Annotated in this window: 20 protein-coding genes, 1 tRNA gene and 1 riboswitch; of the genes, 10 read left to right on the forward strand and 11 right to left on the reverse strand. The window is 68.4% G+C overall.

Features of this window, described 5'->3' with window-relative positions; genetic code table 11:
• Positions 1-226: 226 nt before the first annotated feature.
• Together K9D25_RS20750 and K9D25_RS20755 are read left to right on the forward strand one after the other, a co-directional pair.
• Positions 227-1,153: a sulfite exporter TauE/SafE family protein gene (locus K9D25_RS20750; protein ID WP_244377939.1), complete on the forward strand. Its 927-nt coding sequence runs from the start codon at positions 227-229 to the stop codon at positions 1,151-1,153.
• Positions 1,150-1,917 carry a TIGR02186 family protein gene (locus K9D25_RS20755; RefSeq protein ID WP_244377940.1) on the forward strand — a complete coding sequence of 256 codons (768 nt, stop codon included), beginning with the start codon at positions 1,150-1,152 and terminating at the stop codon, positions 1,915-1,917. Before K9D25_RS20750 ends, K9D25_RS20755 begins: the two co-directional genes overlap by 4 nt.
• A 3-nt stretch (positions 1,918-1,920) precedes the next feature.
• On the opposite strand, the gene K9D25_RS20760 is transcribed toward K9D25_RS20755, so the two are convergent.
• Positions 1,921-3,336, reverse strand: coding sequence for an AtzE family amidohydrolase (locus tag K9D25_RS20760; RefSeq protein WP_244377942.1), 1,416 nt, complete (start codon positions 3,334-3,336; stop codon positions 1,921-1,923).
• Entirely contained in the window at positions 3,333-3,536 is a 204-nt protein-coding gene (locus tag K9D25_RS20765; protein ID WP_244377944.1) for a DUF4089 domain-containing protein, read from the reverse strand. The genes K9D25_RS20760 and K9D25_RS20765 overlap by 4 nt, the downstream gene beginning before the upstream one ends.
• Before the next feature lie 176 nt (positions 3,537-3,712).
• Between K9D25_RS20765 and K9D25_RS20770 the strand changes: the two genes are divergently transcribed.
• Together K9D25_RS20770 and K9D25_RS20775 are read left to right on the forward strand one after the other, a co-directional pair.
• Positions 3,713-3,789 (forward strand) — tRNA-His (locus K9D25_RS20770).
• A gap of 98 nt (positions 3,790-3,887) precedes the next feature.
• Positions 3,888-4,253 (forward strand): A1S_2505 family phage non-structural protein, encoded by a 366-nt coding sequence (locus K9D25_RS20775; RefSeq protein WP_244377946.1) that lies wholly within the window; start codon positions 3,888-3,890, stop codon positions 4,251-4,253.
• A 25-nt stretch (positions 4,254-4,278) separates the two neighbouring features.
• On the opposite strand, the gene K9D25_RS20780 is transcribed toward K9D25_RS20775, so the two are convergent.
• From K9D25_RS20780 to K9D25_RS20790, 3 genes are all read right to left on the reverse strand, one after another.
• Positions 4,279-4,482, reverse strand: a complete 204-nt coding sequence (locus tag K9D25_RS20780; protein WP_244377948.1) for a hypothetical protein — start codon at positions 4,480-4,482, stop codon at positions 4,279-4,281.
• 75 nt (positions 4,483-4,557) lie between these two features.
• On the reverse strand, positions 4,558-5,658 hold the full coding sequence (locus K9D25_RS20785; protein ID WP_244377950.1) for a choloylglycine hydrolase family protein: 1,101 nt from the start codon (positions 5,656-5,658) through the stop codon (positions 4,558-4,560).
• A gap of 161 nt (positions 5,659-5,819) precedes the next feature.
• A complete protein-coding gene (locus K9D25_RS20790; RefSeq protein WP_244377952.1) occupies positions 5,820-6,665 on the reverse strand; it encodes a universal stress protein in 846 nt (281 codons plus the stop codon).
• A gap of 180 nt (positions 6,666-6,845) precedes the next feature.
• On the opposite strand from K9D25_RS20790, the gene K9D25_RS20795 reads away from it, so the two are divergent.
• Positions 6,846-7,610 (forward strand): ABC transporter permease, encoded by a 765-nt coding sequence (locus tag K9D25_RS20795; RefSeq protein WP_244377954.1) that lies wholly within the window; start codon positions 6,846-6,848, stop codon positions 7,608-7,610.
• Positions 7,611-7,636: 26 nt separating this feature from the next.
• Here the strand turns inward: K9D25_RS20795 and K9D25_RS20800 are convergent, their stop codons facing one another.
• The gene (locus K9D25_RS20800) at positions 7,637-8,407 is read right to left on the reverse strand and encodes a siderophore-interacting protein (RefSeq protein WP_244377956.1); all 771 of its coding nucleotides are present in this window, start codon (positions 8,405-8,407) and stop codon (positions 7,637-7,639) included.
• Positions 8,408-8,687: 280 nt separating this feature from the next.
• On the opposite strand from K9D25_RS20800, the gene K9D25_RS20805 reads away from it, so the two are divergent.
• The 3 genes from K9D25_RS20805 to clcA all read left to right on the forward strand — a co-directional run bounded on the left by K9D25_RS20805 (position 8,688) and on the right by clcA (position 12,680).
• The gene (locus K9D25_RS20805) at positions 8,688-9,890 is read left to right on the forward strand and encodes a winged helix-turn-helix domain-containing protein (protein ID WP_244377958.1); all 1,203 of its coding nucleotides are present in this window, start codon (positions 8,688-8,690) and stop codon (positions 9,888-9,890) included.
• Between the two features lie 224 nt (positions 9,891-10,114).
• Positions 10,115-10,231, forward strand: a riboswitch (TPP riboswitch).
• 74 nt (positions 10,232-10,305) lie between these two features.
• Entirely contained in the window at positions 10,306-11,256 is a 951-nt protein-coding gene (locus K9D25_RS20810; RefSeq protein WP_244377960.1) for an ABC transporter substrate-binding protein, read from the forward strand.
• A 122-nt stretch (positions 11,257-11,378) separates the two neighbouring features.
• Positions 11,379-12,680 carry a H(+)/Cl(-) exchange transporter ClcA gene (gene clcA, locus K9D25_RS20815; protein WP_244377962.1) on the forward strand — a complete coding sequence of 434 codons (1,302 nt, stop codon included), beginning with the start codon at positions 11,379-11,381 and terminating at the stop codon, positions 12,678-12,680.
• 4 nt (positions 12,681-12,684) lie between these two features.
• On the opposite strand, the gene K9D25_RS20820 is transcribed toward clcA, so the two are convergent.
• The 4 genes from K9D25_RS20820 to phnC all read right to left on the reverse strand — a co-directional run bounded on the left by K9D25_RS20820 (position 12,685) and on the right by phnC (position 17,573).
• Entirely contained in the window at positions 12,685-14,439 is a 1,755-nt protein-coding gene (locus K9D25_RS20820; RefSeq protein WP_244377964.1) for an ABC transporter ATP-binding protein/permease, read from the reverse strand.
• A 310-nt stretch (positions 14,440-14,749) separates the two neighbouring features.
• Positions 14,750-15,574, reverse strand: a complete 825-nt coding sequence (gene phnE / locus K9D25_RS20825) for a phosphonate ABC transporter, permease protein PhnE (protein ID WP_244377966.1) — start codon at positions 15,572-15,574, stop codon at positions 14,750-14,752.
• A 137-nt stretch (positions 15,575-15,711) separates the two neighbouring features.
• A complete protein-coding gene (phnD, locus tag K9D25_RS20830) occupies positions 15,712-16,716 on the reverse strand; it encodes a phosphonate ABC transporter substrate-binding protein (RefSeq protein ID WP_244377968.1) in 1,005 nt (334 codons plus the stop codon).
• Between the two features lie 14 nt (positions 16,717-16,730).
• Positions 16,731-17,573 (reverse strand): phosphonate ABC transporter ATP-binding protein, encoded by an 843-nt coding sequence (gene phnC, locus K9D25_RS20835; RefSeq protein WP_244377970.1) that lies wholly within the window; start codon positions 17,571-17,573, stop codon positions 16,731-16,733.
• A 194-nt stretch (positions 17,574-17,767) separates the two neighbouring features.
• On the opposite strand from phnC, the gene K9D25_RS20840 reads away from it, so the two are divergent.
• Positions 17,768-19,186 (forward strand): DUF1254 domain-containing protein, encoded by a 1,419-nt coding sequence (locus K9D25_RS20840; protein ID WP_244377972.1) that lies wholly within the window; start codon positions 17,768-17,770, stop codon positions 19,184-19,186.
• Positions 19,187-19,287: 101 nt separating this feature from the next.
• Positions 19,288-19,749: a hypothetical protein gene (locus K9D25_RS20845; protein WP_244377974.1), complete on the forward strand. Its 462-nt coding sequence runs from the start codon at positions 19,288-19,290 to the stop codon at positions 19,747-19,749.
• 77 nt (positions 19,750-19,826) lie between these two features.
• Here the strand turns inward: K9D25_RS20845 and K9D25_RS20850 are convergent, their stop codons facing one another.
• Positions 19,827-20,858 carry a hypothetical protein gene (locus K9D25_RS20850; protein WP_244377976.1) on the reverse strand — a complete coding sequence of 344 codons (1,032 nt, stop codon included), beginning with the start codon at positions 20,856-20,858 and terminating at the stop codon, positions 19,827-19,829.
• Between the last annotated feature and the right edge of the window lie 2 nt (positions 20,859-20,860).

Below are 20,860 nucleotides of genomic sequence, written 5' to 3' on the forward strand. Positions count from 1 at the left end.
GAACTTCGCGGCCAAAAATTTTTACCAAGCAAGCCAGTTCAACAGCCCGCTACTACAGTTGCGTCAAGAATAAACCCAGCATTATCGCGCATAATGTATTACAGAGCCGCCCGCCCGCCCCCATGACCGCCCGCCCGATTTGCACGGGCGTTAAACCCTTGCCGGCCGAATCCTGCTATGGGCTGTCCATGGGCTCGGTGAGCCCCCGACGCTGCCGGATCTGCCCGTGACGATCTATCTGCCGATAGCGGAACTGCCGGTGAACATCTTCACGCTTCTGGCGCTGGGGATCGCGGTCGGCTTCATCTCCGGCATGTTCGGCGTCGGCGGCGGCTTCCTGATGACGCCGCTGCTCATCTTCCTCGGCGTGCCGCCGGCCGTGGCGGTGGCGAGCGTGTCCACCCACATGGCCGCCTCGTCCTTTTCCGGCACGCTCACCTATTTGCGACGGGGGCTGGTGGATGTCCGCCTGGGGCTTGTGCTGCTGGCCGGCGGCCTCACCGGCACGCTCGCCGGCGTCGTCAGCTTCATGCTGCTGCGCCGGCTCGGCCAGCTCGATCTCGTCATCGCCGTCACCTATATCGTCCTGCTCGGCACCATCGGCTCGCTCATGGTGGCGGAAAGCCTGCGCGCCTTGCTGCGCGAATGGCGGGGCGAGAAGGCGCAGGTGAAGCGGCCGGGGGCGCATCCCTGGTTTTTGCGCATGCCGCTGAAAATGCGCTTCCGCCAGTCGCGCATCTATGTCTCGGTCATTCCCGTGGTGACGATCGGCTTCGCCATCGGCTTTCTCGGCGCGCTGATGGGCATTGGCGGCGGCTTCCTGCTCGTGCCGGCGCTGATCTATCTCCTGCGCGTGCCGACGCTAACCTCCATCGCCACCGCGCTGATGCTGACGCTGGTGACGATGACCGCCGCCATCCTCATGCACGCCGTGCTGAACCAGACGGTCGATGCGGTGCTGGGGCTGGTGCTGATGGTCGGCGGCACCATCGGCGCGCAGTTCGGCGCCCGCGCCGGGCAGGCGATGCGGGCGGAAAAGCTGCGCCTGCTGCTCGGCCTGCTGGTGCTCGCCGTCGGCCTGCGCGTGGCGGTGGACCAGATCGTCACCCCGGCGGACCTCTACGCCGTCTCCATCGACGAGGCGGCGCGATGAGGGGGGTGGCCGCAGCGCTTCTCGCCCTCCTCCTGCTCGTCGCCGGCACGCCGGCGCGGGCGGAGCTGGTGCTGTCGCTGTCGAAAGCCCGCGTCACCATCACCTCGAACTTCACCGGCGACACGCTGGTGCTGTTCGGCGTCATCGACCCCGGCACGGTGGCGCCGTCCGCTTCGCCCGATGTCGTCGTCACCGTGCGCGGCCCCCGCGAGAGCTTCACCACCTGGCGCAAGGAGCGCCGCTTCGGCCTGTGGGTGAATGTGGACGGCCGCAGCTTCCTCGCCGCACCTTCCTATCTCGCCGTGCTCGCCAGCCGCCCGCCGGCGGACATGGCCGATGCGGAGACGCTGCGCTGGGAACAGGCGGGGCTGGACAATAACCGGCTGCTGCAGCGCATCGGTTCGGACTATGCCGATGTCGTGCCGCAGGACCCGTTTCGGCAGGCGTTTCTGCGGGTGAAACAGGCGCAGGGCCTGTATTTCGAGCGCCCGGCCGGGGTGGAGTTCATCGCCCCGAACGTGTTTCGCGCCACCATCCCCATTCCCGGCACCGCCCCCATCGGCGCCTATGAGGTGGTGGTGAAGACGTTCAGCGGCGGTGCCCTCACTGGTCAGGGGACGCTGCCGCTGGAGGTGGCGAAGGTCGATTTCGAGCAGACCGTGGCCACCACCGCGCAGGATCATCCCTGGCTCTACGGCCTCGCCACCGCGCTGATGGCGCTCACCGTCGGCTTCATCGCCAATATCGCCTTCCGCCGGGATTGAGCTTCACAGCACCGGCTCCGGGGCGACGGCGACGCCCGCCCGCTCCAGCACCCGCGCCGCCTTCAGCGCCTTGTCCTCCCGCCAGGGGGCGGCGATGAGCTGCACGCCGATGGGAAGCGGGTCGTCGGTCGGGATCGGCGCGGCGGCCACCGGCAGGCCGATGAAGGAGATGGGCTGGGTGTAGATGCCGATATTCGGCCGCACCAGCATTTCCCGCCCGTCGAGCACGAAGGTCGTCTGCCCCCCGCGCGGCGCGGGCACAGGGGTCGAGGGCGCGATCAGCACGTCGCAATCGGCGAACAGTTCCAGCGCCCGCTCGCGGAACCAGCGGCGGAAGATCTGCGCCCGGGCGATCCATATCGCCGGCAGCACCGCCCCGGCCAGCAGGCGCTCGCGCACGGCCGGGTCGAAATCCAGTGGTCGTTCGCGCAGCCGCCCCTCATGCAGCGCCGCCCCTTCCGCCATGGAGATGAGATAGGCCGCCGCCCGCGCCCGCTCCACCTCCGGCAGTTCCACCGTCCGCGTCGCGCCCAGCGCCTTCGCCGCGCGGGCCACCGCCGCATAGGCCTGCGGCGTTCCCTGCCGGGCGAACCAGCCCCCGAGCACCGCCACCTTGAGATCGCCGGGCGAATCGAGGGCGGCAAGCGTCGGCGCGACGGGCGCGTCGGCCAGCGCTGGATCATCGGCATCCGGGCCCTGCAGCGCGTCATAGGTCGCGGCGAGATCGCCGACATGGCGGGCGAAGGGGCCGAGATGGTCGAGGCTGGCGACAAAGGGAAAGCTGCGCGCCCGCGACAGCCGCCCATAGGTCGGCTTCAGTCCGAAAATGCCGCAGAAGGAGGACGGCACCCGGATCGAGCCGTTGGTGTCGGAGCCGAGCGCCAGCGGCACCAGCTTGCCGCCCACCGCCGAACCCGAGCCGCCGGAGGAGCCGCCGGACATATGCGCCGGGTCGTGCGGGTTGGCGGAGCGCCCGTCATGCACATTCTCGCCGGTGAAGTCATAGGCATATTCGCCCATATTGAGCCCGCCGAGGCACACCGCCCCGGCGGCGTTCATCCGCTCCACCAGCGTCGCGTCGCGCGCGGCGGGCTCCCGGTCGCGGTTGATCTTCGCCCCCGCCCGCGTCGGCAGGCCCTTGAGATCGAACAGATTCTTCGCCGCGAACGGCACGCCGGCGAGTGGCCCCAGCGCCTGCCCGGCGGCACGAGCCGCGTCGAGCGCGTCGGCCTCGGCAAGCGCGCGCTCGCGCGTCACATCGGTGAAGGCGTTCAGCACGGGATCGACCGCGTCGATCCGCGCCAGCGCCGCCTCGGTGACGGCGCGCGCGCTCACCCGCCCCTCGCGCACGGCGGCGGCGAGGTCGGTGGCGGGGCCGGCGAGAAGCGTCGTGGCGTCGGCGGTCACGGACGCGCTCATGGCCGGTACACCGGCGCGGGCTCGGCCTCATCAGGCAGGGCGAAATCCATCACCAGCGCCGCCATCGCCGTGGCGGTTTCCAGATGCATCAGCACGCGCGGCCGCAATTCCGGCTCCAGCGGCAGGCGCGCCACGGCGAGCCCCGCATCGAGCAGCGCCCCGCAGGCTGTCCCGCCCTCACCGTCCGCCTCTGTCCGCATCGTTGCCTCCACGCTGTTTTCTGCCGCCGATGATACAGGAAGCGTGCCACGCGACGGCCTTTGGCGCGCGTCGCGGAAGGGCGGTGCAAAAAGGTTGTCCACCTCCTTTGCGGAAGCATGCGCGGCGGCCTTGCAAAGCGCCGGCCACCAAAGTAGGTTCCGCGCCGTTCTGGCACGCAGCTGTAGCTCAGTTGGTTAGAGCGCCGGTCTGTGGAACCGGAGGTCGGTGGTTCGAGCCCACCCAGCTGTACCAGAATCATCCTTGCCCCGGTCATTTTCGTCGCTTATCGCCGGTGCCCTGGCGCGCCGGGCCTGCGCTCGGCAGCAGCGGCAAGGGCAAGGAAGGGCTTCATGGAGCGCAACCCGATCTTCGTCTTCGGCTCGAATCTCGCTGGCATCCATGCGGGCGGGGCGGCGCGCTGGGCGCATGACAACCGGGGCGCGGAATGGGGCGTCGGCTTCGGGCTCACCGGCACCGCCTTTGCCATTCCCACCAAGGACTGGGACATCGAGACGCTGCCGCTGGCCGACATCCAGAAATATGTCCGCCGCTTTCTGAAATTCGCCGCCGCGCGGCCGGATCTCAGCTTTCAGCTTACGCCCATCGGCTGCGGCCATGCCGGCTACACCCCGGCCGACATCGCGCCGATGTTTGCGCAGGCGTCCGAAAACGTGCTTCTGCCGGACGAGTTCAAGGCCGCGCTCGGGCGCAGCTGAACGGCGCGCGCCGCCCGCCGGCGGTTCAGCGCGTGTCGCAGATATAGAGCGACATGTCCGCCCCGGCCGCCCGCAATTCCAGCCACACATCGGGGCGCACCCGCACCCGCCCGCCCCTTTTGCGGGCATAGGCGAGGGCGAACGCTTCGGCAGCGCGCACCCGCTCGGCGGTCAGCGGCTGGGGCGACGGAATCGGGCGCGACGGCGTGGGCGGCGGCATGGAGAGCATCGGCGCAGTCTCCTCACGGGGGACAAGCGCCATGCAAGCCGCCGGCCAGCCGGGCGGGAACCGGCCGCCCCGGTCTCAGGGCGTCAGCACCTCGGCGCCGGCGCTCGTCTTCGGATAGGGCAGTTCGGTCACCAGCCGCGCCGCCGGCGTCGTCTGCGCGAACAGCGGCGCGAGGTCGATGGTGAGATAGTTCAGCCGGTTGGCGTAATCGGCGATCATCAGCCGGTTATGGGTCAGGTCCTTCACCACCACCCACTGGGTGTAGTCGGAGACCGTCGACCCGTCCGGAAGCCGGGACTGGGCGATGCCGATCGGGATATCGACATTGTTGAGAATATGGGCGACCGCCTGCGCCGCCTCGCCGGCATCCTGCGGCGGCACCACGCCGTGGCGCAGCAGAGCGGCGCGGACAAAACGCGAGGGCGGGGTGTAGTCGCCGGGAAGGCCGATCAGACCGCCGCCCTGGCCGATTTCGGTCACGTTGACGTTGCCGATCATCCGGCTCGGCACGCCGACGGTCGAGAGGTTGAGATAGTTGCGGACATTGGTCAGGTGCCAGTCATAGGTCGGCGCATTGGTCAGCACATGCGCGACATTGTCGTGGATGCGCAGCTCGCCGCCGACATATTCCACCACCATGCCCGCGCCGCTGCGGTCGACAAAGACGAAATGGATGGTCGGGGGCGTCGGGCCGCTCGGCAGCGTGTCGTCGGCCCACACCTTCATCTGCGGCAGCGCCGCGCGCAGTTCGGCGACCTTGGCGAAGCTGCCCAGCGCCCAGGAGCCGAAGGTCAACACGGTCTGGTACTGCGTGTCGTCCTTCGTCACCGTCTGGTACTGGGTGAAGCCCGGCAGGAAATTGCCGCTCATCGACAGGCCTTCCGAATTCTGCCCGTCGAGCAGCGCCCCGCCAGGGATGATGCCGGCATTCACCCCGACCACCGCATATTTGGTCGCGACCTTGTGGGCGGGCAGATTGAGCGCGGCGGGGGCGACCAGCGTCAGTTCGGTGCCCTTGGGCTGGCTCACCAGCTGCCATTTCATGTCGAACGCCCATTCCATGGTGCGCCCGGCAATGACCGTGCCGTCCTTGGCGACGATATCGACCGCCGTGCAGGCGAGAGACAGGTTGACAGTGGCGAGCAATGCCAGCGTGGTCGCGAGCAGCCTTTTCATGGTGTTTCCTCCGGGCTCTGTTTCGTCGGCCCCATGGCGCACAGGTAACGTCATCCGTCAGGCGTGTCCCTTCACATGTTGAAAACGGCATGCGAACGGCCCTGAAACAAAAAGCCCGGCGCGGACGCCGGGCCTTGATGTCGCGGGGGCGCTAGCCGGCCTCAATGGGCGAGGAACAGCGGCACCGTCATCCGTTCCAGCATGTCGCGGGTGACGCCGCCGAGCACGAATTCGCGCAGCCGCGAATGGCCATAGCCACCCATGACCACGATGTCGATGTCGCGCGCCGCCACTTCCTTGAGCAGCACGTCGGCGATGCTCTCATCCCCGCTCGGTACCAGCGTGCGCAGTTCCACCGTCTTGTCGTGGCGCGCGAGATGGCGGGCGAGGTCGGCGCCGGGCAGGTCGACGCCCTTCTTGCGCAGCGGCTTGCCGGTATCGACCACCACCGCCTCGACCAGATGGGCATGGCCGAGCAGCGCCCTCGCCTCCGCCACGGCGCGCGCCGAGGTGCGGCTGCCGTCCCAGGCGACCATGATGCGCTTGGCCGAGAACGGCTTCTGCTGCTTGCGCGGCACCACCAGCACCGGCCGACCGGAATCGAACAGCACCGCCTCGGTCACCACGTCTTCCGGGCCGAGCTTATCCGGGTCGGCCTGATTGACGATGGTGAGGTCATAGAGGCGCGCCATGACGCCGATCTGCTCGGCCGCGCCGCCGGGCGTGCCGTCGACCAGCCGGACCTCGCCGGTGAGGCCGAGCGAGCGCGCCGCCTCGCCGAAGCGTTCCACGGAGGTGCGCGCCAGACGCTGGGCTTCCGCCCGCTGCGCTTCGATGAAATCGGTGGAGAAGGCTTCCGTATAGACCGGCGGCACGTCGATCTCGTAGCTCACGGCCACGCCCGTCAGATGGGCATCGAGCGCGGCGGCGGCAGACACCGCATAATCGCCGGCGACATCTTCCCCAACGTCGGCCACCCGCAGGCTGACGAGAATATCCTTGATCATCTGCTTTCCTCCACGCTTTCGGTGATGACTTTTTTGCATTCAAAGAAGTGACGTCGCATTGACGGCCGTCAAGTCTTTCCGCGCCGGCCGGCGCTGCTTGCGTTCTCCCCGCAAGCGCAAACGTCGCGCATTTGGCCGTCGGCGGCTATAAGGGCTGCAACGAATGCAGGAAATTGCCTCATGGCCGCCATCGGGCGCGCGCTCGCCGTCACTCTCGTTCTGCTGGGCCTGTGGGAAGGTGCGGTGCGTCTTCTCGCGGTGCCCGCCTATATCCTGCCCGGCCCGCTTCGCATCGGCATGACGGCGTGGGAAAATGCCGGCATCCTCGCCCATAATGCCGGCATCACGCTGGGCGAGATGCTGCTCGGCCTGATTTGCGGCTCGCTGCTCGGCATCGCCTGCGCGCTCGCCATGGCGGCCTCGCCGCTCGCCCGCCGCGCCATGCGCCCGGTTCTCTTGGTGGCGCAGGCGCTGCCGGTCTTCGCCATCGCCCCGCTGCTGGTCATCTGGTTCGGCTTCGGCCTTGCCTCCAAGATCGTGATGGCAAGCCTCATCATCTTCTTTCCCGTCGCCTCGGCCTTTCACGACGGGCTGGCCCGAACCGAGGCGGGGCTGGTCGATCTCGCCCGGCTGAACGGCGCCGGCATCCTCACCACGCTGCGCTTCATCCGCATTCCCGCCGCGCTGCCGGCGCTGGCCTCCGGGCTGAAGGTCGCCACCGCCGTCGCCCCCATCGGCGCGGTGGTGGGCGAATGGGTCGGCGCCTCCGCCGGGCTCGGCTATCTCATGATCTATTCCAATGCCCGCATGCAGACCGACATGGTGTTCGCTGCGCTCGCCGTGCTGCTCGCCATGGCGCTGATCCTGTTCACGCTGGTGGATCGCGGGCTCACGCGACTGCTGCCCTGGGCGCCGGAGACCACCGGGGCGAACGCGCCCGCCTGAGCGGGCGCCTCCCCGCACCTTCGACTTCACCCCATCTTCTCATGCGCGTCGGCCTGGCCCAGCACCCAGTAGCCGGCGGCCTTGATCCAGCCGAGCGGGACGCCGCGCCGCTCGGTCAGATAGGCCCGCACCGCCCGCGCCACGGCCGCCTCGGCCGCGAGCCAGACATAGGTGGCCGGCGCCAGTTCCATCGTCTCAAGTGCGGCGATGAACGGTGCGGCCTCGGTGAGCGCGCTGGCCGGGCGATGGATCCAGCGCGAGTCGAGCGTCGCCGCCGTGGCGAAACGCTGCTCCTCGCCGGCGCCCGTCACCGCGACAAGGCTGGTGAGGCGCGTGCCCGCAGCTGCCTCCTCGATGCGCCGGCCAATGGCCGGCAGCGCCGTCTCATCGCCGATGAGGAGCCAGTGCGCCACCGTGGCGTCCTCGATCACGGCAGAGCCGCGCGGGCCGAGCACGTCGAGCCGGTCGCCCGGCCGGGCCGCCATCGCCCAGAGGGTGGCGGGCCCGGCCTCGTGCAGCGCGAAATCGAGGGTGAGCGCGCGCCGCGCCGCATCGAAGCGCCGGGGTGTGTAGTCGCGCCGCTCCTCCGTCCCATCCGGCCGGGTGATGGCGAGTTTCACATGGTCGTCCGGCGCGGCGCTGACGAAATCGGCGAGGTCCTCGCCGCCGAGCACAAGGCGCAGCATGGAGGGTGTGACATGCTCGGTCGAGAGCACGGTGAGGCGGCGCCGCTTCGGCTCGAAGCGCAGGCGGTTCAGCGCGGGGGCGGCGGGAAAAACAGGGCTGGCAACGTTCATTTCGGGTCCTCTCCGGCCATGAACGCACCGGTAGGACAAAGCCGCGCCGATCACGTCCCGAAGGCCGTTCGATCATGCGCGTTGAGTGACGTTAACGCTTACGTGCACGCGCGCGGTTCACCGGAGATGCCCGTCGGCACTCCCGGCCTGCACCGCGCTCCGCGTGCAGTGCCTTCTTTCTAGTTTCCTTCTCCGCCTCCCGCAACGGCCGCCGGCTCACGAGGTCGCGCGTTTCGTACTCCATCTGTTCCCGTCGCCCGCCGCGTCCTAAGATCGGGCCATGACGATTCGCCTCTCCAATAGCGACGCCCGCCGCGTCTTCCTCGCCACCCAGGGGCTCAGCCGCCCGCGCGGGGCGCTGAGCAAGGCCGGGCTGCTGGAACTGATCGAGGCCATCGGCTTCGTGCAGGTGGACAGCATCGCCACGGTGGAGCGGGCGCATCACCACATCCTGTTCGCCCGCAACCCGAGCTACAGGCGCGAGCATCTTACTGCGCTGCTGGAAAAGGACCACGCGCTGTTCGAGCACTGGACGCATGACGCGGCGATCATCCCCTCGACCTTCTTCCCCTATTGGAAGCACCGCTTCGCCCGCGCGAAAGCAACGCTCGCCGAACGCTGGCGCTCCTGGCACGAGAACGGCTTCGAAACCTATGTCGACCATGTGCTGGAACGGGTGCGCCGCGAAGGGCCGCTGATGGCGCGGCACTTCGAGGCCGAGAAGCGCCCGCCCGGCGGCTGGTGGAACTGGCACCCGGAAAAGACCGCGCTGGAATATCACTGGCGCACCGGCGCGCTGGCGATCGCCGGCCGCGAGGGCTTCCAGAAGGTCTATGACCTCACCGAGCGGGTCATTCCCGCCCGGCATCGCGACGCCGAGGTCGATGAGGCCGCCTTCATCGACTGGGCCTGCGCGTCGGCGCTGCAGCGGCTCGGCTTCGCCACTCATGGCGAGATCGCCGCCTTCTGGGACCTCGTCACCCCGACCGAGGCGAAAGAATGGGTGGAGGCCAACCGCGACCGGCTGGAGCCGGTGCTGATCGAGGGGGTGGACGGCAAGGGACAAAGTGGAAAGCCCCGCGCCTCGCACGCCTTCGCCGGTAGCGCCGCCCTGTTCGCCGCGCTGCCCGCCCCGCCGGCGCGACTGCGGGTGCTGAGCCCGTTCGACCCGCTGCTGCGCGACCGCGCCCGGGCGGAGCGGCTGTTCGGCTTCTCCTACCGCATCGAGGTGTTCGTGCCGGCGGAAAAGCGCGTCTATGGCTATTACGTTTTCCCGATCCTGGAAGGCGACCGCATGGTCGGGCGCCTCGACATGAAGGCGGACCGCAAGGCCGGCACGCTGGATGTGCGCCGGCTGTGGCTGGAGCCCGGCGTGCGCGCCACCAAGGGGCGGCTCGACGCGCTCGACACCGAGCTCACCCGCCACGCCCGCTTCGCCGGGGTGGAACGCATCGTCTATGCCGAGGGCTGGCGGGGGGAGTGAGGAGCCCTCCTCTTTCCCGGACACAATCAAGCGCACCGTCATCCTGAGGTGCGAGCGCAGCGAGCCTCGAAGGATGGTTCGTTATGCCCCCACGCAATGGGCATCCTTCGAGGCCCGGCCTGCGGCCGGGCACCTCAGGATGACGGTGTGCGTTTGATACCAAGGCCACACACGATCGCGGTTAGAGCCCCCATTTGCCCCTGCCCGGCGGCTCTGTTAGCCTGCGCGCGTCCGAGGGGTGTCCCGCGATCCTCACCGATCAAGGGGCTGAGATGGCAGAAGCCAGACCCTTTGAACCTGATCCGGGTCATGCCGGCGAAGGGACGGAGCGACGGCGGGGCCTCACGCGGCGCGTGACTCCCGCGCCGGATTTCCCCCGAAAGCTCGCGCCGGGTCTCCAACTGGGAGGAGATCCATGTTCAAGAACCTCGCCGCCCGCACCGGCGGCCTCATCCTCGCCCTGTCGCTCTCGCTGGCCCCGGCCGCGGCGGCGGACAAGCTCACCGTGCTGCTCGACTGGTATGTGAACCCCGACCATGCGCCGCTGATCATCGCGCAGGAAAAGGGGCTGTTCAAAGCCCATGATCTCGATGTCGAGCTGGTCGCCCCGGCCGATCCCGCCGCCCCGCCGCGCCTCGTCGCCGCCGGTCAGGCGGATATCGCGGTGAGCTACCAGCCGAGCCTTTATCTGCAGGTGAAGGAAGGCCTGCCGCTGGTGCGCTTCGGCACGCTCATCTCCACCCCGCTCACCGCGCTGGTGGCGCTGAAGGACGGCCCGGTGAAGTCGCTCGCCGATCTCAAGGGCAAGACGGTCGGCTATTCCGTCGCCGGGCTGGAAGACGCGCTGCTCGGCACCATGCTGGCGAGCGCCGGGCTGAAGCCGACCGACGTGACCATGATCAACGTCAATTTCGCCCTCTCCCCCGCACTGGTCGCCGGCAAGGTCGACGCGGTGATCGGCGCCTACCGCAATTTCGAACTCACCCAGATCCGGCTGGAAGGCAAGGAAGGCGTCGCCTTCTTCCCCGAGGAGCACGGCGTGCCGGTCTTCGACGAGCTGATCTATGTCACCCACAAGGACAAGCTCGCCGATCCGCGCCTCACGCGCTTCCTGGCGGCCGTGGAAGAAGCGACGATCTACATCCTCAACCACCCCGAGGAGGCCTGGGGCGTGTTCGTCAAGGCCAACCCGAAGCTCGACGACGAACTGAACCGCACCGCCTGGACCGACACGCTGCGCCGCTTCGCCCATGCTCCGGCGGCGCGGGACGAGGGCCGCTATGTCCGCTTCGGCGAATTCATGAAGAGCCATGGCCTGATCGACACGGTCGAGCCGGCCAGCGTCTATACGCCCGCCCTGCCCTGAGCCGGAGGCGTCACGCCGTCATGGCCGGGCGCGCCACGGCCATGACGGTCGCATCATGCCTTCCGATCCCTGCCCGAGGGTGCTAACCGATGCGGGGGCCGTTGGGACGCGGAAGGGCAGGCATGGGCAATCTGGCGTATCACCTCGTGGCGGTCGGCGTGGGCGCCGTCGTCGGCGTTCTCGGCTCGGCCTTTCATGTCGGCGTCGAAAAACTCACCGCCGCCTGGCCGGCCTATCTCGACACCGGGCTGGGGTTGGACGGGCTCCCGCTCTACGCCGCCGCCGCGCTGGTCGCCGCCGCCATGACGCTGGTCTCGCTCTGGCTGGTGCGCACCTTCGCGCCGGAAGCCAGCGGCTCCGGCGTGCCGGAGATCGAAGGCGCGATGGAGGGGCTGCGCGAGGTGCGCTGGCATCGCGTGCTGCCGGTGAAGTTCGTCGCCGGCCTGCTCTCGCTTTCTTCCGGCATGGTGCTGGGGCGCGAGGGACCGACCATCCATATCGGCGCCTCCGTGGCCAAGGCGGCCTCCGACCTAATGAAATGGTCGGGCGAGGACATGCGCGGCCTGCTCGCCGCCGGCGGCGCGGCTGGCCTTGCCGCCGCCTTCAACGCCCCGCTCGCCGCCGTGCTGTTCGTCATCGAGGAAACGCGCCGGCAGTTCCCCTATTCCTCGCGCACCTATATCGCCGTGGTGCTGGCATCCATCGCCAGCGCCATCGTCACCGAATATCTCACCGGCAGCCGGCCCTATATGCTGCTGGAAGCCGCCACCATTCCCTATGTCTGGCTACCGGCCTTCGCCGTCTTGGGCGTGATCCTCGGCGGCGCCGGCTTCGTGTTCAACCGTACGCTGGTGTGGTCGCTCGACCATGTGCGCCGGTTCGGCCAGCGCAGCTCCTTCTACATCTTTCCGGCCTTTGTCGGCCTCACCGTCGGCGTGCTGATGTTTGTGCGGCCGGAGGCGACGCAGGGCGGCGAGCTGCTGGCGGTGCAGCTGACGCGCGAGAACCTGCCGTTGGCCATGCTGGTGTTCGTGGTGCTGCTGCGCTTCGTCATGACCATGGCGAGCTATTCCACCGGCGTCGCCGGCGGCATCTTCGCGCCGATCCTCGCGCTCGCGACCACGATCGGCCTGTGCTACGGCACCACGCTGGACCTGTTTTTCACCCTGCCGGACCTCGCGCACACCACCTTCGCTATCGCCGCCATGGGCGGGCTGTTCGCCGCCACCATCGGCGCGCCGCTGGTCGGCATGGTGCTTGTGCTGGAACTCACCAGCGCCTATGCGGTGCTGGTGCCGGTCATGATCACCGCCATCTTCGCCCATATGGTGTTTCTGTCACTGGGCGGGCGGCCGATCTACGAGATCCTGCTGGAGCGGACGCTGGCCATCGAGGCGGAGGCCCGCGCCGCCGCCTCGCGCTGATCGCTCACGCTGCCGCCGGCGCTGGCGCCGGCGGCAGATCGGTCAGCCGCGCCGGCCCCTCGCCCTCGCGGGTCAGCACCAGCTGGCGCTCATGCTGCTCGATCAGCGTCGAGCGATGGCCGATGGAGAGCAGCGCGGTCTGCGGCAGCCGTGCGCGCAGCAGGCGGTAGAGCGCCGCCTCGCTTGCTTCGTCGAGCGCGGAGGTCGCCTCGTCGAGCAGCAGCACATCGGGTTCCACCAGCAGCGCGCGCGCCACGGCGAGGCGCTGCTGTTCGCCGCCGGAGAGGATGGAGGCCCACGGCCCGCTCTCGTCCAGCCGCGCGGCGAGTGCCGGCAGGCCCACCGCTTCCAGCGCCTCGCGCAGGCGCTCGTCGTCATAGTTCTCCAGCGGGTCGGGATAGGCGAGCGCGCCGCGCAGCGTGCCGAAGGGCAGATAGGGCCGCTGCGGCAGGGTCAGCACCCGCGCGCCGGGCGCTATCCCCACCTCGCCATGGCCATGCGGCCAGATGCCGGCGATGGCGCGCAAGAGCGTGCTCTTGCCGCTGCCCGAAGGGCCGGTGAGCAGCACACGCTCGCCACGCGCGAGATCCAGCGCCGCCACTTCCAAAAGCGCCCGCCCATCCGGCAGCCGCACCTCCATGGAATGTGCCGACAGCGGCGCCGGCCCGTGCGCCGGCACGCGGCGGAACTCGCTGCGCAGCGCCTCGGCCTGCGTCTCCTGCACCGAGCGCTCGAAGCCGACCAGACGGTCGACCACCGATTTCCACTCCGCCAGCGTCGTATAGGCGTTGATGAAGAAGGAGAACGCGCCCTGCACCTGGCCGAAGGCCGAGGAGGTCTGCATCAGCTGGCCGAGCTGGATCGCGCCGGTGAAATAGGCCGGGGCGACGACGATGAAGGGGAAGATGACCGAGAGTTGGCCATAGCCGGCCGTGAACCAGGTCAGCCGCTTCTGCGCGATCATGATGCCCCAATAATTGTGCACGACATGGCCGAAGCGCGAGAGCAGGCGGGTGCGCTCCACCGGGCCGCCCTGCATCAGCGCGATCTGCTCGCCATTCTCGCGCACCCGCACCAGATCGACACGGTAATTCGCCTCGAAACGCTGCTGGTCGTAGTTCAGCTTGATCAGCACCCGGCCGATGAGATGGGTGAGATAGGTGCCGAGCGCCGCATAGGCAAAGGCGGCCCAGACGAGATAGCCGGGGATTCTCCAGTCGGTGCCGAACAGGTTGAAGCTGAAATCGCCCGACAGCCCCCACAGGATGACGGCGAAGGAGGCGAGCGTCATCACCGCGTTCAGCACGCCGAGGAACAGGCTGAGCGTCTGGGTGACATAGGAGCTGATGTCTTCGGCGATACGCTGGTCGGGGTTGTCCGCCTCGTCGCCCTTCAGCCGCATGCGGTAATGGGTCTCGTCCGCCAGCCAGGCGGTGAGGTATTTCTCCGTCATCCAGGTACGCCAGCGTATTTGCAGCCACTGGCGCAGATAGATCTGGTACACCGCCACCGCGATGGCCACCGCCGCATAGAGCGCGAAGATCCAGAGCTGGTGGACGAAGGCGGGGTAGTTTTTTTCCTGGATCGCGTTGTAGAACACCGCGTTCCACTCGTTGATCAGCACGATCACATAGACCCAGCCGACCTCCAGCGCGATGATCGCCGCCAGCAGCGCGCCGCCGCGCCAGCGATCCTCACCGCGGAAATAGGGAATGGACAGCCGCCAGACATCGGCGAGCAGGGAACGAAGGGCGTGCAAGGGGGCTACTCCGGGCAGAGGTCGCGATCCGCTCATCTACGCCGGGCGAAGCTGGCGGGACCGTGTCCGCCACATTACCGATTGGAGAGCTTGCGCACCATGCAGGGGTACCGCCGCCCCTAGAGCACGCGCCGATCAGCTTGCATCGCAAGCTGATCGGATAACGCGTGCTCTATCTTGGAGTTAGAGGGCGATTTACCGAGCAGATCGATTCAGTCTGATCGGATCGCACTCTCGCGTGCGAAACGGCAAAAGCGCGGACGCCGGGCGCCCGCGCTTCTGATGGGTGCCAGTACCGGGAGGCGCGGGGTCAGATGAATTTCTTGCGGATGCGCTGGCTCACCATGTCGAGCACCGTCACGGTGATGATGACGATGATCAGGATCGCCGAGGCCTGCGAATAGAGAAAGCCGCGCATGGTCTCGTTGAAGGTCATGCCGATGCCGCCGCCGCCGACAATGCCGAGCACGGTGGCGGAGCGGACATTGGATTCGAAGCGGTACAGCGCATAGGAAATCCACAGCGGCAGCACCTGCGGCAGCACGCCATAGATGATCTCCTGCAGCCAGGTGCCGCCCGTGCCGCGAATGCCCTCCACCGGCGCGGGGTCGATGGCCTCCACCGCCTCGGAGAACAGCTTGGCGACGACGCCCGTGGTGTGGATGAACAGCGCCAGCACGCCGGCGAAGGGGCCGAGGCCGACGGCGGCGATGAAGATCAGCGCGAAGACGAGTTCGTTGATGGCGCGGCAGGCGTCCATCAGCCGGCGGATGACGAAGGCCAGCCAGTGCGGGGCGACATTCTCCGCCGAGAGAATGCCGAGCGGAATGCCGGCGATGACGGCGAGCAGCGTGCCCCAGATGGCGATCGCCAGCGTTTCCAGCATGGCGTTGGCGTAGACATCCCAGTCGGTGAAATCGGGGCGCAGGAAGTCGGCGCCGAGCGTCGCCATGTTGCCGGCGTCGCGGACGAGCTGCGCCGGGTTCATCTCCGCCTCATACCAGGCGGCGACCAGCACCACGATGGTGAGCGCCGCGACCGCGAGACGGAACAGGCGGGTGGCCAGCGGGGTCACCGGCGGGGCGGGCATGGTGCGCGTGGCGGTGCGGTGGGCGGCGTCGGCGGCGGCAAACATTGGCTATCCCCGTGAACGTCGTGCGGCCTGCATTATCGGCGGGCTCTGTCACAGCGATCCCGGATCGGCCTTTCGGCCGTCCGGGATACGTGCATGCGTGGCAAGAAGGCGGGACCGGACGAGCGGCCCCGCACGTCTCACATGGCGGGGAACTTCTTCTGCTCTTCCACCAGCGCGGCGAGCTTGGCGTCGATCTCGCTGATCTTCTTCGCCTTCTCGTCGGCCGAGAGCTTGTCGTCGTTCTGCAGCTTCACCTTGGCCTTGAACAGCTCAAGCTGGCGGATCGGCAGCAGCTGGGCGTCGGAGGAGGCGAGGAACGGGCCCCAGCCGTCGGAGGTCTTGGCGAGGACTTCGCGGGCGTGGGCGACTTCCTCGTCGGTGCCGAGGCGGCCATAGCTCATGAAGAAGTAGTAGATCTTCGCCTTGAGATCGGCCGGCAGGTCCTTGCGCCACACGATCGGGTCGCCGGCGATCAGCGGCGAGCGCCAGATTTCCTTGATCTTGGCGGCTTCGGCCGGGCGGGTCTGCTGCAGGCGCGAGACGTTTTCGGTGTTGTTGGTGGCGAAGTCGACCTGCTTGTTGGCGACCGCCAGCAGGTTGCCCTCATGGTTCGAGGCGACGACGCGCTTGTAGCACTTGTTCGGGTCGATATTGTTGAGCGCGAAGACGTAGTAGCTGGGGACCAGGAAGCCCGAGGTGGAGTTCGGGTCGCCATTGCCGAAGTTGAAGCCCTTCGAGCAGTCGATCACGTCCTTCAGATCGTTGATGTCGTTGCGGTCGACATTGGTGACGATCAGCGAGTAGTAGCCCGAGGAACCGTCCGGCTTGGCGGTCTTGACGAACACTTCGCCATTGGCGCGGTCCACCGCTTCCATCGCCGACTTGTTGCCGAACCAGCCGATATCCACCTTCTTGAAGCGCATGCCCTCGATCACGCCGGCATAGTCACCGACGAAGAAGGGCTTCACCGGAATGCCGATGGCCTTTTCCATGTCCTTGAGCAGGGGCTCGAAGCTCTTGGCAAGGTTGGCCGAGGACTCGGTGGAGATGAAGCCGAAGTTCAGCTCCTTGATCTCTTCGGCGCGAACCGGGGTGCTCGCGAGAGCGGCCAGCGCGAGGCCGGCGGCGATGAGACGTTTCATGGGGGGTGCTCCTGTCAGGAAACGGTCTGGGTTTGGGGGGCGGCGTCGGCGGGCGCCGGCACCACGAACTGGCTGGGCAGGATCAGCTCCTCGGCGCTGGCGCCGTAGAGCTCGGTCAAAAAGGCCGCGTTGATCTGCGAGGCGGGCCCATCGAACACGACCTTGCCGGCGTTCATCGCCACGACGCGGTCGAAATAGGCGGTGGCGTAATCCACCTGATGCAGCGAGACGACCAGCGCGATGCCGTGGTCGCGGCTCATGGTCACCAGCGTGTCCATCACCCGCTTGGCGCTCTTGGGGTCGAGCGAGGCGATGGGCTCGTCGGCGAGCACCAGCCTGGCGCCCTGCACCAGCGCGCGGGCGATGGCGACGCGCTGCTGCTGGCCGCCGGAAAGCTCGCGGGCCCGCTTGGCGGCGTGCTGGGCGATGCCAACCTCGGCGAGCGCGGCATAGGCGGTGCGGCGCTCATCGGCATTGAACAGGCCGAGCGTGCCGCGCAGCGCGCTCATCCGCCCGAGCGCGCCGACCAGAACATTGGTCAGCACGGAAAGCCGGCCGGACAGCGCGAATTGCTGGAAGACGAGGCCGATATGACGGCGGGCGCTGCGCACCTCGCTGCTGAGCTTGCCGCCTTCCTGCACCTTGACGCCGAAGGAGTGCACGGCACCGGAACCGGCGCCGTTGCGGTCGGCCAGGATGAGGCCGGACGCGAGACGGATCAGCGTCGACTTACCGGAGCCCGAGGCGCCGATGAGGGCGACGCGCTCGCCGGGCTGAATGGTGAGCGAGACATTCTCCACCGCACGCATCTGCCCGTAGGTCTTGCTCACTCGGTCGAGTTGAAGGGCTGCCGCCATCGGAGCTCCGCCGGCCTGTTGAAGACCGGCTTGGGGTAGTCGCCCCCGGTGACGGGTGGATGAAGCCGGGGTTACAGTTTCATGACAGCCCCCATCCCGTTGCGGCAGGGCCTTGCGCCGCCTCAAAACGAGGGGCAGCCTCTGCGGTACAATGAGGCCGCCAAGCGCCGGCAAGGCGCTGCGAGGAGGAAGGCATGAAAGCGATTGGAAGGCTCGCCGCCGCCCTGATGGCGGTGGCTCTGGCGGCCGGCACCCCGGCCCGCGCCAGCGAGGGCCCGGATGAAGCGACGATAGCGCGCGACGCCTATATCTATCTCTATCCCCTCGTCACCATGGAAGTGACGCGCCAGCAGCTCATCAACCTGCCGCCGTCCTCCGGCCTCGGCGGGCCGATGAACGTGTTCGTCAATGTGCCGGGCTTTCCCACCGCCGAGATGAAGACGGTGGTGCGGCCGAATTTCGACACGCTCTATTCCTCCGCCTGGCTCGACCTCTCCGCCGGGCCGCTGGTGATCTCCGCCCCCGACACGCAGGGCCGCTATTACCTGCTGCCGATGCTGGACATGTGGACCGACGTGTTTGCCTCGCCGGGCTGGCGCACCACCGGCACGGCGGCGGCCGATTATCTCGTCACCCCGCCCGGCTGGACCGGCAACGTGCCCGCCGGCCTCACCCGCATCGCCGCGCCGACGCCCATTGTCTGGATCATCGGCCGCACCAAGACCGACGGGCCGGCCGACTACGCCGCCGTTCACAAGGTGCAGGCCGGCTTTCGCGTCACCCCGCTCGCCGCCTGGGGCCGCGCGCCGGAGCCGCCGCCGGTGCAGAAGATCGACCCCGCCATCGATGTGAAGACCCCGCCGAAGCTGCAGGTGGACGGCATGAGCGGCCCCGTCTTCTTCGCCAAGGCGGCCGAACTCTTGAAGCTGCACCCGCCGCACCTCACCGATGAGCCGATCGTCGCCCAGATGAGGCGTCTCGGCCTCGTGCCCGGCGCGTCCTTCGACGCGAGTGCGCAGTCGCCTTCGGTGAAGGCCGCCATCGACGCCGCCCCTGCCCGCGCGCAGGAACTGATGGCGTGGAAAGTGCCGACGCTCGCCGATGTGGTGAACGGCTGGAGCATGAATGTCGACACGATGGGCGTGTATGGCAATTACTACCTCAAGCGCGCCATCGTCGCGCAGCAGGGCCTCGGCGCGAATCTGCCGGAAGACGCCATCTATCCCCTCAACTTCGTCGATGCCGGCGGGCACCCGCTCGACGGAACGCACCGCTACACGCTGCGCTTCCCGCCCGGCCAGCAGCCGCCGGCGGATGCGTTCTGGTCGGTCACGCTCTATGACGCGGCCGGCTATCAGGTCGCCAACCCGCTCGACCGTTTCGCCCTGTCGAGCTGGATGCCGCTGAAGACCGAGCCGGATGGCACGCTGGTGCTCTACATCCAGCCCGACAGCCCCGGTGCGGACCGCGAATCGAACTGGCTGCCGGCGCCGAAGGGCCCGTTCAACCTCACCATGCGCCTCTACGCCCCGCGCACCGACGCGCTGACCGGGCGCTGGAATCCGCCCGCCGTCACGCGCGCCGGCGCGGTGCTGCCGCTCGGCACGCCGTGAACGCCGCCCGCGATTGACAGCGCCCCGTTCCCCGGCTCCAACTGCCGCCGGGGAACGGGGATGCGGGAGAAGGCTCTTCCGCCGCACGGGGGAATGGGCGCATGTATTACGTGTTGGTCGCGGTGACGATGGTTGTGGCGCCGCTGATGAGCATCGCGGCCGAGTACCCCAACATCACCGGGCTCGGCGCCTTCATCGTCATCGCCACCAAATGGTTCGCCTTCTGGGCGGTGGGCGTGCGGCTGCTGCTGGCGGGCCTGTCGCAGATTCTCAAGCCCGGCTTCACCCTCAAGGGCATTCTCGGCGTCGACGCGCCGGCCGCGCATGTGGTGGTGCAGGAACTCGGCTTCGCCAATGTCTCGCTCGGTCTCGCCGGTCTGCTGTCGATCCTGTTCTCGATCTGGGCGCTGCCGGTGGCCTTCATCGGCGGGCTGTTCCTCGGCCTCGCCGGCATCAATCACCTGATGCGCCCGCACCGCACCATGCACGAGAACGTCGCCATGGTGACCGACCTCTGGGCCGCCGCCATCCTGCTCGCCGTGTTCCTGTTCAGCCTGTTTTGAAGCAGGCCGCGCCTGCGCGCGGCAAGAGCGAACCAAGGCCGCGCCTCAGCGCGGGAAAAGCCAACAAAGGCCGCGCCTCAGCGCGGCCGGAACCCGACATAGCCGCCCTCGCCGTCGAACAGCACGTCGAAGCCGTTCAGGAGGTGGTAGCTGGTGTTGACGAAGGTGCGGTCCGCCGCCACCCGCAGATGGATGGCGCTCGGCGTCACCGGCCCGCCATCGCCAGCGCTGAAGCTGTAGAGCGGGAAGGCGCTCTCTTCCGTGCCGATGCTGATGGCGACCTGCGTGCCCGGGGGCAGCGTGCCTTGCGCGCCCTGCGCCTGCGCTTCCGGCACGGTCATGTACATCACCGAGACGCCGGTATCGACCAGCACCGTGCCGCAGGCCGGCGGCGTGGTGCCGTTCAGCGAGATGCAGGCGGGCAGCGGCGCCCAGTCCGTGCCATCGGGCCGGCGGGCGAGCTTCACATAGCGGAAGGCGCCGCGCGTATTGGCGGCGGTGAGCCCCACATGCACGCCCTCGGGCGAGAGAATATAGCCCTGCCGCCGCTCAGCCCCGGTCACATGCAGCAGCGGGTTCTTGTCCGGCGTGCTCTGACTCTGGCTGTCGCCCTCGCGCGCGAAGCCGACGCCGACCATGGCGATGTTGCGCGGCGAGGTGGTGGGCTGGCAGACCCGGGCATAGTCGAGGCACTGCACCTCGGTGACGACGAGCACCGGTAGCGGATCGGTGGTGACGCTCGCCCCCTCGCGGCCGGAAAGCGTGACCGGCATCACCACCCACTGGCCCAGCATCACCCGGCCGGAGCTGGAATAGGTGAGCTTGGCCGGCCCCAGCGAGGGCATGGTCTCGAAGCCGGGCACGAATTCGGCCGCCACCACGATGCCGGTGGAGCCGGAATCGATCACCGCCCGCAGCGGCCGCCCGCCGAAGGAGAGGCCGATGCGCGGCACACCGTCGATCTCGCCCGGCTCGGCGTTGAGGTAACGCAGGAACAGCCCTTCGCGGTAGGGCGCGTAGTCGGGCTTCTCCTGCGCCCGCGCCGGCAGGCCGGCCCCCATCAACAGGCTGGCCCCGATCGCCAGGGCGGCGAGAACACGGCTCCGCATGG

This window comes from Ancylobacter polymorphus, from assembly GCF_022836935.1.
Classification (GTDB): domain Bacteria; phylum Pseudomonadota; class Alphaproteobacteria; order Rhizobiales; family Xanthobacteraceae; genus Ancylobacter; species Ancylobacter polymorphus_A.

Coding starts and splice junctions, on each gene's coding strand:
- K9D25_RS20800 (WP_244377956.1), bottom strand. CDS start 8,407: ATGAACGTTGCCAGCCCTGTTTTTCCCGCCGCCCCCGCGCTGAACCGC.
- K9D25_RS20775 (WP_244377946.1), top strand. CDS start 3,888: ATGGAGCGCAACCCGATCTTCGTCTTCGGCTCGAATCTCGCTGGCATC.
- phnC (WP_244377970.1), bottom strand. CDS start 17,573: ATGGCGGCAGCCCTTCAACTCGACCGAGTGAGCAAGACCTACGGGCAG.
- K9D25_RS20845 (WP_244377974.1), top strand. CDS start 19,288: ATGTATTACGTGTTGGTCGCGGTGACGATGGTTGTGGCGCCGCTGATG.
- phnE (WP_244377966.1), bottom strand. CDS start 15,574: ATGTTTGCCGCCGCCGACGCCGCCCACCGCACCGCCACGCGCACCATG.
- K9D25_RS20795 (WP_244377954.1), top strand. CDS start 6,846: ATGGCCGCCATCGGGCGCGCGCTCGCCGTCACTCTCGTTCTGCTGGGC.
- clcA (WP_244377962.1), top strand. CDS start 11,379: ATGGGCAATCTGGCGTATCACCTCGTGGCGGTCGGCGTGGGCGCCGTC.
- K9D25_RS20850 (WP_244377976.1), bottom strand. CDS start 20,858: ATGCGGAGCCGTGTTCTCGCCGCCCTGGCGATCGGGGCCAGCCTGTTG.
- K9D25_RS20790 (WP_244377952.1), bottom strand. CDS start 6,665: ATGATCAAGGATATTCTCGTCAGCCTGCGGGTGGCCGACGTTGGGGAA.
- K9D25_RS20765 (WP_244377944.1), bottom strand. CDS start 3,536: ATGCGGACAGAGGCGGACGGTGAGGGCGGGACAGCCTGCGGGGCGCTG.
- K9D25_RS20780 (WP_244377948.1), bottom strand. CDS start 4,482: ATGCTCTCCATGCCGCCGCCCACGCCGTCGCGCCCGATTCCGTCGCCC.
- K9D25_RS20760 (WP_244377942.1), bottom strand. CDS start 3,336: ATGAGCGCGTCCGTGACCGCCGACGCCACGACGCTTCTCGCCGGCCCC.
- K9D25_RS20805 (WP_244377958.1), top strand. CDS start 8,688: ATGACGATTCGCCTCTCCAATAGCGACGCCCGCCGCGTCTTCCTCGCC.
- K9D25_RS20785 (WP_244377950.1), bottom strand. CDS start 5,658: ATGAAAAGGCTGCTCGCGACCACGCTGGCATTGCTCGCCACTGTCAAC.
- K9D25_RS20755 (WP_244377940.1), top strand. CDS start 1,150: ATGAGGGGGGTGGCCGCAGCGCTTCTCGCCCTCCTCCTGCTCGTCGCC.
- K9D25_RS20810 (WP_244377960.1), top strand. CDS start 10,306: ATGTTCAAGAACCTCGCCGCCCGCACCGGCGGCCTCATCCTCGCCCTG.
- phnD (WP_244377968.1), bottom strand. CDS start 16,716: ATGAAACGTCTCATCGCCGCCGGCCTCGCGCTGGCCGCTCTCGCGAGC.
- K9D25_RS20840 (WP_244377972.1), top strand. CDS start 17,768: ATGAAAGCGATTGGAAGGCTCGCCGCCGCCCTGATGGCGGTGGCTCTG.